Here is a 15,853-nt window from a genome sequence, read left to right as displayed (position 1 = left end):
GAAAATTATAAAGTATTTAATAACTTTGAGAAAATCATTTTAAAAAAAAGCTATGAAAACAAACTACTTAAAAGCATGTAAAGTTACTTTTATTACACTTTTTTTGATGGGGTTCTGCTCTTTAGCACAGTCTCAACAGGAGAATTTTGGATGTATAGATCCTGTTATTTCAGATACTTCAGGACCGGGAGCTATTTGTGAAGGCGAAACTGCCACGCTCACCGCAACACATAACGGTGACGGAGTTAATTGGTTCGATGCGCCTAGTGGCGGAAATCTAGTAGGGTCGGGATCTCCCTTTGTTACAAACCCTTTAACCACAACCACATCATTTTGGGCTGAAGCCTTTAATGGGGGATCGGGAACTGTTCAAACGGGCGGAGCTCGAGTAGCTCCCACCAATACAACTGCGTCGGCGGTGGTTGCTGTAACTAGTCCATGGGGCTTGGCATTTGATGCTAGCGAAGATTTTACAATTAACTCGGTCGATGTATATTTAGCTTCTTCAGATCCGGGGGATGTTGTTGTACAATTAAAGGACAGTGGTCTCAATATTTTAGAACAAGTCACAATTGCTGCCCCGGCAGGGAATTCTACCACACCGGTCCAGTTTACCTTAAATTTAGATTTTTTCGTACCAGCCGGAACCGATTATAATTTGGTGGCCGAAAGCAGTCCGGTGATGGTTCGTGAATTTTCCAGTGGTCATCCCGGATTTCCATACCCTATAGGAACTTCCGGTTCTGTTTTTGGAGGAACCATTAACGACAACGATACCAATCCGAATGTTTATTACTTTTTTTATAACTGGTCGTTTACGCCGGGTGTAGTATGTACGTCTGCCAGAGTAGAGGAGGCTGTTACAGTTTCACCCATGCCGGCAATACCCGTCGGGGATAGCGTACAGCAGTTTTCTTCGGGAGAAACACTTGCCGATTTAGACGTTACCGGTGAGAATCTTATGTGGTATTCGGATGCCGGGGGAACTATTAGTATCCCGGACACAACGCCTTTGGTGGATGGCACAACCTATTATGTGAGTCAGACAGTGGGTGGGTGTGAAAGTGACTTATTGGCGATTACAGTTGAATTAATTTTAGGGGTTGATGATGCCTCTCTTGAAAATCTCGCCTATTATCCTAATCCGGTTACTTCGTTGTTAACTATTTCAAACTCTGAAGCGATTAAAAGCATAAAAGTTATGAATATGCTTGGACAGGTAATTATCTACGATGCATTCGATTCTAATACGGTATCTTTGGACCTTTCGATTTTGAATTCAGGGTTTTACCTAATGGATGTTTTTACTGAAAGAGGTAAAAAGACAGTGGAAATTCTCAAAAACTAGTTTAATAATACCGGGTATTAATTTAATACCTATCTTATTTCAAAACCCTAATAGATTTTAGAATGTCTATTAGGGTTTGTTTTTTATCACTGTGATTATTTTAACTGCGTTACTACGAAGTAGTTATTTTCTGTGACTTCAGGCTCGAAATTCGCGCTTCGAAGGTGGCTTCCTCGGTTGGAGTAACAACGTTTTCAAAAAGCTGCATAAAATCTTCGGAATGGATTTCCTTGCGTTGCTTTAACAGATTGAAATGTACATAAGTACTCCACATCACAGATTTTAATTCGGTTTTAGTAGCATTATACATTCGCAACTCCACCTGAATACTTGTTTCGCTATAACTTAACATTTGCGATTCAATAACAACCGTTTCCATCAACCAGGCAGGGCGTAAATAGGCTATCTGATTGGAACCTACCACCCAACTCTTTCCTTCTTCGCGTCCCATCTTATAAATGTCGATTTCGTAATTAGCGATTAACTGATCTTCACGGGCATTAACCATATAATTCAAATATTCCGAATTGTTTAAATGGTTAAATGGGTCGCAATGTTGAAATCTTATAACAGACTTGCTTTCTAAAATTTTTGGTAATGTGTTCATGCTTATTTATTTATTAAACCAATCGGTTTATTATTATTCAAAAAAATTATTATGCTTTTAGGTTTGTGGTAATATAAGTATCCAGTTCATTAGCCGTTTCCACGAGATAGGAATTGTCGTTCATGGTATAACTCATAAATACCGCTCCCTGAATACGAGTGTAGAGATGCTTGGCAAATTTTTCAGACTCGGTTGTTGCCTTTATTTCTCCATTTTCTTTCCCCCATTCTACTAGTTTTGCAACGTTGTTTTGTGTTTTGCTAATCACCAATTGTACCTGTTGTAAAAGTTTGGTATTCTGCTGATTTGCATCTACGCCTATGTTCAGGATAGGACAGCCTCCAAGCTCTGTACTGTAATCTTTGTAGGTTCGGTAAAAATCGGTAATTAAAAATAACTTCTGAAGCGGTGAATTACTCTGCTCTTGATGTTTTGCAATTTTCTTTAAAAGATCGTTTACGTTTTTATGAAATGCCGCGATGGCTATTGCTTCTTTATTTTCAAAATTACCGTAGATAGCACCTTTGGAGAGACCGGTTACTTCCGAAATATCTGCCATAGAAGTGGCAGCATATCCCTTCTTATTGAAAACGGGTGCTACCTTTTCGATGATATACAGACTGGTAAGTTCGGCTTTGGAACGCATCTAAAAATAAATTTATGAGGCAAATGTATAAAAAATAAACCAATCGGTTTTTTATTTAACAAAAAAATCACCTTTGCAACCTAGCAGAGGTGATTTTTTTAAAATTTGAAATGAGTATTACTTTTTACTCTTTACAAGATCACTTTGATTTCTGAAAACAAGCGCTTCATTAAAACTGTCCAGCAAAATGATACTATCGGTGCTTATCTTTCCTGAAAGGATTTCTTTAGAAAGGGCATTCAATACTTCTTTCTGAATCACCCGTTTTACAGGTCGCGCTCCGTATTGAGGGTCGAAGCCTCTTTCCGAAAGATATGCTATAGCTTCCTGTGTTGCATCCAAAGTGATGTTTTGTTTTAACAGCATTTTGGTTACACCCTTCAATTGTAAACCGACAATTTTCTGAATATCGCTCTTGGTCAAAGGCGTAAACATAATTATGTCGTCGATTCGATTTAAGAATTCGGGTCGTACGGTTTGCTTTAATAGTCCTAATACTTCTACTTTGGCACTTTCCATGGCCGATTCGGGGTCTTTCAGCGTTTCAAATCGCTGCTGAATGATATCACTTCCCATATTACTGGTCATAATGATAATGGTATTCTTGAAATCGGCTACACGCCCTTTATTATCTGTCAACCTTCCTTCGTCTAAAACCTGTAATAAGATATTAAACGTATCGGGATGTGCCTTTTCAATTTCGTCCAGCAACACTACCGAATACGGTTTTCTTCTCACAGCTTCAGTTAATTGTCCGCCTTCATCGTATCCCACATATCCCGGAGGTGCTCCTACCAATCTGCTCACACTGTGACGCTCCTGATATTCACTCATATCGATTCGGGTCATGGCATTTTCATCGTCGAATAGATATTCGGCTAACGCCTTTGCCAACTCGGTCTTACCAACTCCCGTGGTTCCCAGAAATAGAAACGATCCAATAGGACGTTTGGCATCCTGTAAACCGGCTCTGCTTCGACGAATGGCGTCACTTACCGCCACAATAGCTTCTTCTTGGCCCACTACACGTTTATGTAATTCCGCTTCGAGACTTAACAACTTATCACGATCACTCTGCAGCATTTTTGTTACGGGAATTCCGGTCCATTTGGCCACAACTTCAGCGATGTCTTCATTAGTAACTTCTTCTTTTATTAAAGAAGTCCCGTTTTCATTCTCTGCCAATTGCGTTTCCAAAGCCGAAAGCTTTTCCTGAGCTTCTTTAATCTTTCCGTAGCGTAATTCGGCTACTTTTCCAAAATCGCCTTCCCGTTCGGCACGTTCGGCTTCCAGTTTGTATTCTTCAATTTCAGTTTTTAACTGTTGAACGGTATCAACAACTTCTTTTTCACTCTTCCACTTTGCATTAATTTCGTTGCGTTCTTCCTTTAAATTGGCAAGATCGGCCCGCAGTGCTTTTAATTTGGATTCATCTTTTTCACGTTTTATCGCTTCAATTTCAATCTCCAGTTGCATGATCTTTCTGTCCAGTACATCCAGCTCTTCCGGCTTGCTATTTATCTCCATACGCAACTTCGAAGCCGCTTCATCCATGAGGTCAATAGCCTTATCGGGTAAAAATCGGTTGGTGATATAGCGCTGTGACAATTCTACCGCGGCAATAATCGCCTCATCTTTAATACGAACCTTATGGTGTGTTTCATATTTTTCCTTGATTCCGCGTAAAATAGAAATGGCACTTTCGGTATCGGGTTCGTTCACCATTACTTTTTGGAAACGTCGTTCCAGTGCCTTATCCTTTTCGAAATACTTCTGGTATTCGTCCAAAGTAGTTGCTCCAATGGCGCGTAAATCTCCACGAGCCAGGGCAGGCTTTAAAATATTTGCCGCATCCATGGCGCCTTGACCGCCACCGGCACCCACGAGCGTATGTATTTCATCAATAAACAGGACAATATCGCCATCACTGGAAGTAACTTCTTTGATGACGGCTTTGAGCCGTTCCTCAAATTCTCCCTTGTATTTGGCTCCGGCAATAAGCGCACCCATGTCTAACGAATAGACCTCTTTGCTTTTCAAGTTTTCAGGAACATCGCCGTCGACAATTCGGTGGGCGAGGCCTTCAGCAATAGCGGTCTTTCCTGTTCCGGGTTCTCCTACCAACATCGGATTGTTTTTTGTTCTTCGGGTAAGGATTTGCAAAATTCTTCGTATTTCCTCATCCCGACCAATAACAGGATCTAATTTTCCGTCACGTGCCAACTGATTCAAATTTCGTGCGTATTTATTCAAGGCGTTGTAGGTTTCCTCGGCACTCTGTGAGGTAACCGAATCTCCTTTGCGCAACTCACTAATCGCACTTTTAAGTCCCTTTTCAGTGACACCCTGATCTTTTAGCGTCTGTGAAATACTACTTTTTGAAGCGAAAATGGCCAATAACAAATGTTCTATGGAAACATATTCGTCTCCCATCTTTTTTGCAATAATGGACCCTTCATTCACCGTTTTTCCGGCTTCGCGTGAAAGCATTATGTCGCCTCCCGAAACTTTCGGAAAGCTCTCCAATTGCTTGTCGAGTATTTGTTCCAGCATCCCAATATTCACATTGAGTTTCTTTAACAGGAACGGAGTAACATTCTCATCAACTTCAAGCATGGCTTTAAAGAGATGCTCATTCTCTATTTGTTGATTTCCGAAGCTTTGTGCAAGCAACTGTGCTTGCTGAATGGCTTCTTGTGATTTTATGGTATAATTATTAAAATTCATAGCTGTATTATTTCTAAAGAAGTTATTTCAATAAATACGCCAAGCTTGTTTTAAGACAAAATGACCGATTTTGTAAGGAATTGCCCGACATTCTGACTGTAATCACTTCAGAAATTAACATACATTAATAATTAGAAAAAGTTCAATACTGTAACTTTGTAAAAAAAATAGCAAATGGGATTATTCGAAAGATTTAAATCAAAAAATGAAGGAGTAAAAACACAGGAAGTTGAAGTACCATGGCACGCACTCACTTCTTTGAGTCAGTTGGAAGAAATTGAAAAGGAATCACTTTGCACACCTGTGGCTATCTTTAAACATTCAACACGCTGCGGTATTAGCCGAATGGTATTACGACAATTTGAAAGCAACTATTCCCCTGAAGCCGAAAAAGTAAAATTGTACTTTCTGGATCTACTGGATCATCGCGATGTTTCCGATGAGGTAGGCTATAAATTTCAGGTGATGCATCAAAGTCCGCAGTTACTCATTATAAAAAACGGTAATACCGTACATCACGCTTCACATCATAATATTGATGTTTCGGACCTGGAAAAGTATACTTAATTATTTTTGTCAAACTGAACTTGATTCAGTTTCCAATTCCAAAAAAAGTAATAGATTCTGAATTAAACCCGCCTGCCGGCAGGCAGGTTCAGAATGACAAAGAATTAATTCAGAATGACAAGTAATGGGCGTTGTACTCTTCCGCTACCGTATCGAATTATTCTTTAATATTTCTTTCAACCTAATTTTAATGTCGTCTCCGGCATCCAAAACCATCTGTTCGTAACTTGGAAAATGTACATATCGATTGTTCACCCAATTCCAATCTTCAGGATCCAGCGCTCGTTTATCGCCATGATAGGTCGCAAATACATTTTCAAAAATAAACTCGCTGGATAATGGATAGTTATTTAAATCACGTCTGGCAATTAAATCTCGATAAACAACATTACCTGCTACCAAAACCGATTTGGTTTGTTCGGTGATATGCAATCTTGCGGTAACGGTTTCAAATTTGTCTATTTTAATAGGATTTCCCAGACTGTCGTTTACAATCGCTCCGTTTCGGTCCCGTTTATAGTCCCATCCGGTTTTAATGGTTTTTTTACGCAGTACTTCTTTTTCTGAAATACGTTCGGGAGACATTCCAATATCCCTGAAATTCAGTGAAATTCCATAATTATATTGAATATTTTGTTGTCGTTCTGCATGATATTCGGTCCAAAAATCGTCCAGGCCATAGGTGTTGAAATCCAACAACTCCCGCTCCAAACGAAACGGAATCATTTGACCGCTTCGGTTATTGAGCGTCACAAAAATGAAATCGGTTCCAAAAAAGTGCGCGTCGTCCTTTTTCTTTTTTACATCCTTATAATTGGGTTGCAATTCGTCAATTTCACAATAAATATTGTAGGCAGTACGGTAATCGGCTGTGGTTTGCCGGGTCATATAGCGATTGGCTTCGGTATACAAATACTCTGTAAATGCCTTTTTTGAAGCGATCAAATCGCCGGTGTAATCTACCAGTTTAAAGCTGGCAGTTCTACCCAGTGAACTGCTGTACAAGGGTAACAACGGACGAATTAAATCCTGCCGATACTCCAAATCTCTGTACAAATGGTAAATTTCCCGGGTTCCGGAAGGATTGTTTTCTTTTTTCAGAAAAGTGATACGGCGGGTATCATCTTCAGCCGCCTTTTTAAAGGCTTCTTCCAACAAAACGATATGTGCATCGTTCTTGTCAGAATTTTTATCCTTCTGAATTTTTTTTACGGCAAGATCAATGGCTTTGTCGTAATCCCCTTTGGCCAGTAACTTCTGGTTTCTCTTAACACTATTACAGGCTACGAGTAATAGTACCAAACTGAATAAAGTAATAGTGTGTCTCATAACAAATTTATCTTGGTTATGATATGTGGATTACAATTGTGATGCCAAACTTATAAAGGGTGGGCTGGAAGCACTTTGCCGCTGCATTCTCCAAACCCAATACGTACTTTTTCATTCTGGCAATAGGCTCTTAGAATTACGGTATCGTTATCGTTGATGAATTTACGCTCGCTACCGTCATTTAACTTAATAGGATTCTTACCCTTCCAGGTAAGTTCGAGCATAGAGCCGTACGAATCTTTTGTAGGTCCCGAAATGGTTCCGCTACCCATCATATCACCACTTCGCAGATTACAACCATTCACCGTATGGTGCGTAAGCTGTTGTGCCATGGACCAATACATATATTTAAAATTGGATCGCGTTACTACAGTTTCTTCTCCGCCTTCGGGCTGGATAGAAGCTTCCAATTTAATATCGTAATTTTTCTTTTTGCCTTGCTTTAAATAGGGAAGTGGTTCCGGAATTTGCACCGGACCTTCGGCTCTAAAACCATCTAAGGCATCTAAAGTAACAATCCATGGTGAAATGGTAGAGGCAAAACTTTTACCTAAAAACGGACCTAATGGAACATACTCCCAGGCCTGAATATCGCGGGCGCTCCAGTCGTTAAACAAGACCAATCCGAAGATATAACTTTCGGCCTCGGCAATAGGAACTCGTTTTCCCAAATCGTTTGCATCAGTGGTGATAAAGGCCATTTCCAGTTCGAAATCCAACAATTTGGAGGGTCCAAATCCGGGAATGGCATAGTCACCCGGTTTGGTTTGTCCAACAGGTCTTCTAATGGGTGTTCCCGACGGAATAATAGACGAACTTCTTCCGTGATAACCAATGGGTATATGCAGCCAGTTGGGTAATAATGCATTTTCGGGGTCACGAAATAACGAGCCTACATTAAAGGCATGCTCCTTACTCGCGTAGAAATCGGTGTAATCACCAACATCCACCGGAAGTTGCATTTCAATTTCATCTAAGGTGAACAATATTTTCTTTCGATGTTCTTCATTATCTCTTAACGCACTGTTTCCGGCTAAAAATACATCCGAAATTCGATTGCGGACCAAGCGCCAGGTTTTTCTTCCGTCGGCTATAAAATCGTTCAAACTATCTTGTAGAAAAATATCATCGGTAAGGTCGATTCCTTTAAAATATCCCAGTTGATGCAATGCTCCCAGATCGATAGCGTAATCGCCAATTCGGGTTCCAATGGTAATAATATCATCCCTGGTTAGGAATACGCCAAAAGGTATATTCTGAATGGGAAAATCGGTATTCTCGGGCACATCAAGCCAAGTTTTTCGTGTGGGGTCGTTGGCAGTTAAAGGCATAGTTGTTTTTTTGTTGTTCGTAAATTGTTAATCAAATATATAATTTCTGGGGAACTAACCACAAGCTTTTACTATTTTTGATTTTTATTAACTTTTTCTGAAAAAATATGCAACGCGACGAACAGATTTTTGAACTAATTGAAGCCGAAAAACAACGTCAAATCAACGGACTGGAATTAATTGCTTCCGAAAATTTTGTGAGTGACCAGGTTATGGAAGCCGCAGGGTCTGTTTTAACAAATAAATACGCCGAAGGATATCCCGGAAAACGCTATTATGGGGGTTGCGAGGTGGTAGATGAGGTAGAACAAATTGCGATAGACAGAGCCAAAACCTTATTTGGTGCCGAATATGCCAACGTACAGCCGCATAGTGGCTCACAGGCAAATACCGCAGTGTTTGCAGCCTGTTTAGAGCCGGGAGATAAATTTTTAGGTTTCGATTTGTCGCATGGAGGACATTTAACTCACGGTTCTCCTGTGAACTTTTCAGGAAAATTGTACAATCCGGTATTTTACGGAGTTGAAGAAGCGACAGGAATGTTGGATTACGACAAAATTGAAGCCATTGCCGTACGAGAAAAACCCAAAATGATCTTGGCGGGAGCTTCGGCATATTCCAGAGAGATAGATTACAAACGCTTTCGTGAAATAGCCGATAAAGTGGGTGCTATTTTATTTGCAGATATCGCGCATCCGGCAGGATTGATTGCAAAAGGAATTATAAGTGATCCCATTCCGCATTGTCATGTAGTAACAACAACTACTCATAAAACCTTGCGTGGCCCGCGAGGAGGAATGATATTAATGGGAAAGGATTTTGACAATCCGTTTGGAATTACCCTTAAAAACGGGAGTCTTAGAAAAATGTCTTCCTTATTGGACAGTGGTATTTTTCCCGGGAATCAAGGCGGACCTTTAGAACACATCATTGCAGCCAAGGCGATTGCATTTGGCGAGGCACTAACCGACGACTTTTTACATTATATGATTCAGGTGAAGAAAAATGCTTCAGTAATGGCAAAGGCATTTATGGATAAGGGTTATAAGGTAATCTCGGGGGGGACGGACAATCATATGATGCTTATTGACCTTCGGAATAAAAATTTAAGCGGAAAGGAAGCCGAAGAGGCGCTTGGAAAAGCCGATATCACCGTGAATAAAAATATGGTGCCATTTGATGATAAATCGCCGTTTGTAACCAGCGGAATTAGAGTAGGGACGGCTGCAGTTACTACAAGAGGATTGCTTGAAAAGGACATGCTTCAGATTGTTGATATGATGGATGAAGCCATCGTCAATTTCCAGGATGATACCAAACTGGAAGCTATTTCGGAAAAAGTACATCACATGATGGCCGGAAAGCCTCTTTTCAAAAAGTAACTAATGAGAATTACCACAGAACGGTTATTGTTAAGAAGATTTACGCTTCTGGACGCAGCATTCATATATAAATTAATGAACAGTCCGGGTTGGCTGCAATATATTGGTGACCGAAACATCTCTTCGGTTAAAGACGCCGAAAATTACATCGAAAAACACTATCTGAGCAGTTATGAAACCAGTGGTTTTGGAGCGTTTATAGTTGAATTAAAGGAAACAGGAACTGCAATTGGTTCTTCCGGATTATACAAACGTGACTACTTGGAACATCCGGACATCGGATTTGCCTTTCTTCCCGAATATTCCGGGAAAGGCTATGCGTTTGAAGCAGCTTCCGCAACGCTGGAATTTGCGAGGAATACTTTGAAAATGCATACTTTTTTAGCAATTACGCTGCCCGAAAATAAGGACTCCATCAAATTGCTCAACAAATTAGGGCTACGTGCCATTGATAAAGTGACGATGAAAGATGAAGATGAAGAGTTGTTGCTTTTTTCCACAGCCTTTTAAACATTATTTCTTCAGCTTCAGTTCACGCTGTTTCGTTTTTTTATACATTTATACGATGATGATCTTACCTTAAATTAGGATTGACGTATGGGAAATTTGTACAAGACCATTTTTTTTATTTTCACTTATTTTTCAGTGTCGCACGCTCAAATTCAGTTTAGCGAGCAATCTGCAGCCTTAGGTTGTGGCAATTCGACTTACGGAGTTGGTACGCTGGGAGGAGGAATCTCATTTTTCGATTTCGACAACGATGGTTGGGATGATATTTCCGTAACATCAGAAGAAGGATTACCACTTCGTTTTTTTAAGAATACCGGGGGTGCTTTTACGCAAGTCACATTCAATTTCCCGGATCAGCTTGCTGAAAGCAAAACCGTTCAATGGGTGGATTTCGATAACGATGGAGATTACGACCTATTTACGGTAAGCAATACTCATGCCTACCGATTGTATGAGAATGACGGCACCATGAACTTTACCGATATATCTCCAACGGCAGGACTTGCAATTCCCGATTACAGTGCCTGGGGCGGATCCTGGGGTGATTATAACAACGACGGATGGCTGGATTTGTTTATCAGTTCCCGGGATATTAATAACACCGATATTCACAATAGATTGTATCGCAATAACGGCGATGCAACCTTTACCGATATTACCGAAGCCGCGGGGATATCTACAGACGATTTTCTAACTTTCTGCTCGGTTTTTTTCGATTATAACAACGATGGCTGGCAGGATATTTATTTGGCCAACGACCGTTCGTTTAATTTGAATATTTTATATGAAAACAATGGTGACGGAACTTTTAGTGATGTAAGTGCGGCATCGGGGGCAGATATTGGGATTTCAGCAATGTCCAATACCATAGGGGATTTTAATAAAGACGGCTGGTTGGATATTTATATTACTAATTTACCCGACGGAAATGTTTTTCTGAAAAATAACGGCGACGGAACTTTTACAGATATCGCCGAAACTAACGGAACGTTAATGGAATCGTATGCCTGGGGTGCTGTCTTTTTGGATGCCGAAAATGATAGCGATCTCGATTTGTATGTGAGTAGTTTATTTACCGATGCACAAACGCAATATTTAACTGCTGCTTTTTACGAAAATAACGGTTCCGGAATGTACAGTATCCCGGAAAATGCCGGATTTGAAAACGATGCGGCGCGCAGCTATTCTAACGCTATAGGGGATGTTAACAGAGACGGCTATCCCGATATAACAGTGCTTAATTTTCAACCGGACGATATTTATTTGTGGAAAAATGAAACTCCTCACACCAATAACTGGATTAAGGTAAAACTCCGCGGCACCGAAAGTAATCGACAGGGCATAGGTTCCTGGATTGAAATTTCGGTCAACGGGGAAAAACAGTACAATTATACCTTATGCGGAGAAGGATATATAGGGCAGAATTCGGTCTACGAATTCTTCGGAATAGGAACAGCAACCACCATAGATTATATTAAAGTGACCTGGTTGAGCGGAATTGTCGATATTATAAACAATCCCGACATAAATATTCACGCCACTATTATTGAAGGAACTAATGAATTGGCAACGGAAGATTTTCAGAAGCAAGAAAATAGTATAATTATCTATCCAAATCCGGTAAATGGAATTGTTTCCATTCAACTAAAAGAGGAACTTTCAAATAGCACATTGAGTGTTACCGACATGCTGGGAAGATTGCTATTTACCAAGAAAGTGAGCTCAATTTCAGAAACAATCAATATGGAACAATATGGTTCTGGCATGTATTTCTTTGTTTTTGATAACGGGTTGGCAAAAATCACCAAAAAAATTATCGTAAAGTAGTTTATTCTTCAATGCCTTTACGGTGTAATGTATAGGCTTCGCTCAGTCTAAAAAAATGAAGAACTCTATAAATGAACTATTGTAAAGTGAATTGGGGTGTATGAGCTGACTTATTTGCTAGGGGTTGAGTGAATTACGAATTAAGGTAAATTGACGATTTTTGATCTACTATAAAAAAGAAAACAAACACTCGGGAGAAGTCTAGAGATAAAAAATCCTAAAAAAAATTGCGATAATCTTATTTATAGTACTACCTTCGCAGCTTAATTATTTAATTTTATTATAATGCAAACAGGCACAGTAAAGTTCTTCAACGATTCCAAAGGATTTGGTTTTATCACTGAAGACGACACAAACAAAGAACATTTTGTACACATTTCAGGTTTGATCGATGAGATCCGTGAAGATGACAAAGTAGAATTTGAACTTAAAGAAGGTAAAAAAGGATTAAACGCAGTAAACGTAAGAGTACTATAATATAATTTTCTTTCACTTTTTGAAACAAAAAGCCCATCGAACGATGGGCTTTTTTAATTTTGGTTAGTTAGCGAATTTTAATTTTTCACCTGAATATTTCCACCTTCTATATCCAGGAGTTCCAATCCATAGTCAAAACCACAATCTTCCAGCTCAGGATTGCTTAAGAACAAGGTCATTTGATCTGCGTCTGCATTGTTCCCCTCTCCATTATCGGTTACTTTAAACCAGCAATTCCAACCCACTCGTTCGGGTGCGTCAGCATATTTAGTAATAACCCCTGTTAAGGTTGCTGTGTTTCCATCAACTGCCAAACAGTTGATATCGAAATGAATTTTTAATTGTCCTGCGGTATAGGTGAGTACTCCATTCCCCGAAACGGCTCCATTATTTTTTTCTTTGGCATGAAAGGAAAAATGTCTCGTAGTTTCTTCTCCTAGGGTAATTGTACCTTGACCATTCGCCGAGGGACCACTAGCTCGGGTTTGTATTGCCTCAGTGGGAGTGGTTAGATTTTCAGTTTGTGAATCTACAAGATTCTCTTTTTGGCAACTAGTTAGCACAAATACACTTAATACAGTGACTGCCAAAAGGCTTACTTTAAATTTTTTAATTGTTTTCATAATAGTTATTGTTAGTTTATGATTTTACCTGAATATTTCCTCCTTCTATTTGATAGATTTCTATACCATAATCTACCGTACAATCCAATGGACTAGGACTGTTACCTAGTCGGGTCATTTCATCCGGATCAGCATTTGCACCTTCTCCATTATCAATCACTTTAAACCAAAAGCCCCAGCCAACTCCATCGGGATTGTCGCTCCATGAGGTTATGATACCTGATAGATGAGCTGTATTTCCGGAAACTTCAAGGCAGTCTACGTCAAATTTTATTTTCAATAAACCCCCGCCATACGTTAATACACCACTCCCTTGTATACTTCCGTTATTTTTCTCTTTTGCGTGAAAAGAAAAATGTCTGGTGGAGCCATCTGGATTTGTGAGTGTTCCTTGGCCGTTGGCCGAAGGACCACTAGCGCGTGTTTGTGTGTTTTCAACAGGTGCTGTAAAATTCTCGGTCTCAGAAACGACCAGATTTTCTTGTTGGCAACCGGTAATTAAAAATACCAACGTGATTGCCATAGCCCAAAGGCTTTGTCGCATAATTTTCATTTTTGTTTTCATACTATTAATGGTTTAGTTACTATTCCAATACGATACATCACATGGTAAAACCGAACAAAACGATTTACAATGCAACACGGGGATATGGGGGAAACAAAATGAGGAGGGGATAAATAATGAGGAATGAAAATTCTATTTTAAAGATACATCAAATTTTTTAATTAAATGATAATCAGTAAGATAAAAATAGATAAAAAAGATAGAATAGAAAATTTAGAAAAAAAATAGCACATCGAATGATGCGCTATTTTCTGTTGTAGTGTGTTTTAATGTTTTAGTCTTCTTCGGGGAAAACAGTAGTTTCATAAGCTCCTGCATCGGAAGGATTTCCACGGGTAGTACCATTTAAATCGATAGATACCGGTGGGTTCGTTTGAGTTATCCCCAGATCTTCTGCCCCTGAAGTCCCTGTTTCAATATTAAAATTATTTAAGGCTGTATTTTGAAAAACAGGATCTATATTTCTGGTAACGTTGGTGTACAAGGCGGGATTTTCAAAATCATAGTTAGGATCATCGGCAAAATCACCATTGGGATCTTCAAAACGAATTAAACTGTTGGTAAAGTTGAAGTTAAAAGCTGCTGCATTGATTGAAAATAAGCCTAACTCGCGTTGTTCGTTTCCGTAGATAATACAGTTGTTGAAAGTTGCATTCAGGTCAATCCCTGAAGTTTCAGTAAGCACATTATCCAATTGAACGGTTGGGAGAGTTCTAAAGCTACCGGTCCAGTAATTGGCGAACGTACAATGGTTAAAGGTATAGGTGCCACCAATAGAACAGGCCAATGCCGACTGCCCAGCATTGTTTATCACCATATTTTCTCCATATACATTTCCGGTACGGGCCAACAAACCTACATTGGACGAATTATAAATTTGTACATTTTTAAGGGTAAGCGTTTCATCTCCATCATTGCTATCCATCAAAATGCCTACGACATTGTTTTTTATGGTAGTGTAAGAAAACTCGTGATTGGTACTTCCGGCTGTGAGCCAAATAGTGCCCCATTGTCCGGGAATATCAGAAAAATCGGGTTCTAACCGATCTCCTTCAAAAATAATTTCATTCTCCATCAATTCGGGATCGTTACTTGGTGCGCCATTGGACTTTATAGAACCGGTATTTGCTACTAAAATTCCACTGTTTGCATGAAAATGTACACGAGCGCCGGGTTGTACGTTGAGCGTTTTGCCAACACCAACCGCTGCATAGCCATAAATTACATAGGGTCTTTCATCGGTAAAGGTCAATTCGGAATCATCCAAAAAGAAGCCTTCTATTAAAACATCGTTCCCGTCTTCGTCCGTTCCCAAATTTAAAGTTTCGAACATTCCATTTCCTAAATCGGCAGGAAACAGAAACACCGCATCCTTCACAAGAGTTACGAGTTCCACTTTTTGTTCGTTTCCTCCGCTGTCAAACAAAATCTGATCGGTATATAAAAAGGCGTTCTGCGGATTGGGATAATTATTGATATCGATGGTGGTTTCAACAAAAATAAAAATACTGTCCTTGGCAAGAATCTGTATATTTTCAAATGTTTTCCCGGGAATCCCGTCCACATTGAGTCGGTAGTTCGATGCCTCTCCATCTCCCAAACTAATGGTTGGGATATTGATATCTTCATCACTTCGGTTATAGACTTTTAAATTATAGGTACTGGAGCCGATGTTTGTAAAAACAGTATCCAGATACACTGTATCTTTTGAAAATTCGAGATTTCCGGTACTGGCGACACTTTCAAAATCGTTGCGGCAAGAACTCCATAAAACAAGGCAAAAGACTAGTGCCAATCCGTATACATACTTCATTCAGAAAAATTTTCAGTAAAAATATAACTTTTTATGAAGCTTATTATTGTAATTGCCCGAACTTTTCATGAAGTATCTTTGGCATTCCAACTGTAAATTGT

14 protein-coding genes are annotated in these 15,853 nt (G+C 39.5%); 6 read left to right on the top strand and 8 right to left on the bottom strand.

All coding sequences use genetic code 11. From position 1 onward, the window contains the following. The first annotated feature begins 52 nt into the window (after positions 1–52). A complete protein-coding gene (locus tag ATE92_RS13790) occupies positions 53–1,348 on the top strand; it encodes a T9SS type A sorting domain-containing protein (RefSeq protein ID WP_100804266.1) in 1,296 nt (431 codons plus the stop codon). 112 nt (positions 1,349–1,460) lie between these two features. Here ATE92_RS13790 and ATE92_RS13785 read toward each other — a convergent pair whose 3' ends face one another. From ATE92_RS13785 to clpB, 3 genes are all read right to left on the bottom strand, one after another. Next, positions 1,461–1,955 (bottom strand): thioesterase family protein, encoded by a 495-nt coding sequence (locus tag ATE92_RS13785; protein WP_100804265.1) that lies wholly within the window; start codon positions 1,953–1,955, stop codon positions 1,461–1,463. A gap of 49 nt (positions 1,956–2,004) precedes the next feature. Beyond that, positions 2,005–2,601 (bottom strand): TetR/AcrR family transcriptional regulator, encoded by a 597-nt coding sequence (locus ATE92_RS13780; RefSeq protein ID WP_100804264.1) that lies wholly within the window; start codon positions 2,599–2,601, stop codon positions 2,005–2,007. A gap of 117 nt (positions 2,602–2,718) precedes the next feature. Then, on the bottom strand, positions 2,719–5,328 hold the full coding sequence (clpB, locus tag ATE92_RS13775; protein WP_100804263.1) for an ATP-dependent chaperone ClpB: 2,610 nt from the start codon (positions 5,326–5,328) through the stop codon (positions 2,719–2,721). 174 nt (positions 5,329–5,502) lie between these two features. Between clpB and ytxJ the strand changes: the two genes are divergently transcribed. Further along, the gene (gene ytxJ, locus ATE92_RS13770; RefSeq protein ID WP_100804262.1) at positions 5,503–5,895 is read left to right on the top strand and encodes a bacillithiol system redox-active protein YtxJ; all 393 of its coding nucleotides are present in this window, start codon (positions 5,503–5,505) and stop codon (positions 5,893–5,895) included. Between the two features lie 144 nt (positions 5,896–6,039). Here the strand turns inward: ytxJ and ATE92_RS13765 are convergent, their stop codons facing one another. Both ATE92_RS13765 and fahA read right to left on the bottom strand, forming a co-directional pair. Then, the gene (locus tag ATE92_RS13765; RefSeq protein ID WP_100804261.1) at positions 6,040–7,224 is read right to left on the bottom strand and encodes a hypothetical protein; all 1,185 of its coding nucleotides are present in this window, start codon (positions 7,222–7,224) and stop codon (positions 6,040–6,042) included. A 50-nt stretch (positions 7,225–7,274) separates the two neighbouring features. Further along, on the bottom strand, positions 7,275–8,555 hold the full coding sequence (fahA, locus tag ATE92_RS13760; RefSeq protein ID WP_100804260.1) for a fumarylacetoacetase: 1,281 nt from the start codon (positions 8,553–8,555) through the stop codon (positions 7,275–7,277). A gap of 107 nt (positions 8,556–8,662) precedes the next feature. On the opposite strand from fahA, the gene glyA reads away from it, so the two are divergent. From glyA to ATE92_RS13740, 4 genes are all read left to right on the top strand, one after another. Further along, positions 8,663–9,937 carry a serine hydroxymethyltransferase gene (glyA, locus tag ATE92_RS13755; protein ID WP_100804259.1) on the top strand — a complete coding sequence of 425 codons (1,275 nt, stop codon included), beginning with the start codon at positions 8,663–8,665 and terminating at the stop codon, positions 9,935–9,937. A 3-nt stretch (positions 9,938–9,940) separates the two neighbouring features. Continuing rightward, on the top strand, positions 9,941–10,447 hold the full coding sequence (locus tag ATE92_RS13750) for a GNAT family N-acetyltransferase (protein WP_100804258.1): 507 nt from the start codon (positions 9,941–9,943) through the stop codon (positions 10,445–10,447). An 87-nt stretch (positions 10,448–10,534) separates the two neighbouring features. After that, positions 10,535–12,274: an FG-GAP-like repeat-containing protein gene (locus tag ATE92_RS13745; RefSeq protein ID WP_100804257.1), complete on the top strand. Its 1,740-nt coding sequence runs from the start codon at positions 10,535–10,537 to the stop codon at positions 12,272–12,274. Positions 12,275–12,559: 285 nt separating this feature from the next. After that, a complete protein-coding gene (locus ATE92_RS13740) occupies positions 12,560–12,751 on the top strand; it encodes a cold-shock protein (RefSeq protein WP_100804256.1) in 192 nt (63 codons plus the stop codon). Positions 12,752–12,828: 77 nt separating this feature from the next. On the opposite strand, the gene ATE92_RS13735 is transcribed toward ATE92_RS13740, so the two are convergent. From ATE92_RS13735 to ATE92_RS13725, 3 genes are all read right to left on the bottom strand, one after another. Beyond that, a complete protein-coding gene (locus tag ATE92_RS13735) occupies positions 12,829–13,374 on the bottom strand; it encodes a hypothetical protein (RefSeq protein WP_100804255.1) in 546 nt (181 codons plus the stop codon). Between the two features lie 16 nt (positions 13,375–13,390). Continuing rightward, on the bottom strand, positions 13,391–13,918 hold the full coding sequence (locus ATE92_RS13730; protein ID WP_232729165.1) for a hypothetical protein: 528 nt from the start codon (positions 13,916–13,918) through the stop codon (positions 13,391–13,393). A gap of 295 nt (positions 13,919–14,213) precedes the next feature. After that, the gene (locus ATE92_RS13725) at positions 14,214–15,752 is read right to left on the bottom strand and encodes a hypothetical protein (protein ID WP_100804253.1); all 1,539 of its coding nucleotides are present in this window, start codon (positions 15,750–15,752) and stop codon (positions 14,214–14,216) included. Between the last annotated feature and the right edge of the window lie 101 nt (positions 15,753–15,853).

This window comes from Ulvibacter sp. MAR_2010_11, from assembly GCF_002813135.1.
Classification (GTDB): domain Bacteria; phylum Bacteroidota; class Bacteroidia; order Flavobacteriales; family Flavobacteriaceae; genus Altibacter.
The sequence above is the reverse complement of the archived record's forward strand: the minus strand, read 5'-3'. Positions and strand labels throughout refer to the sequence as shown.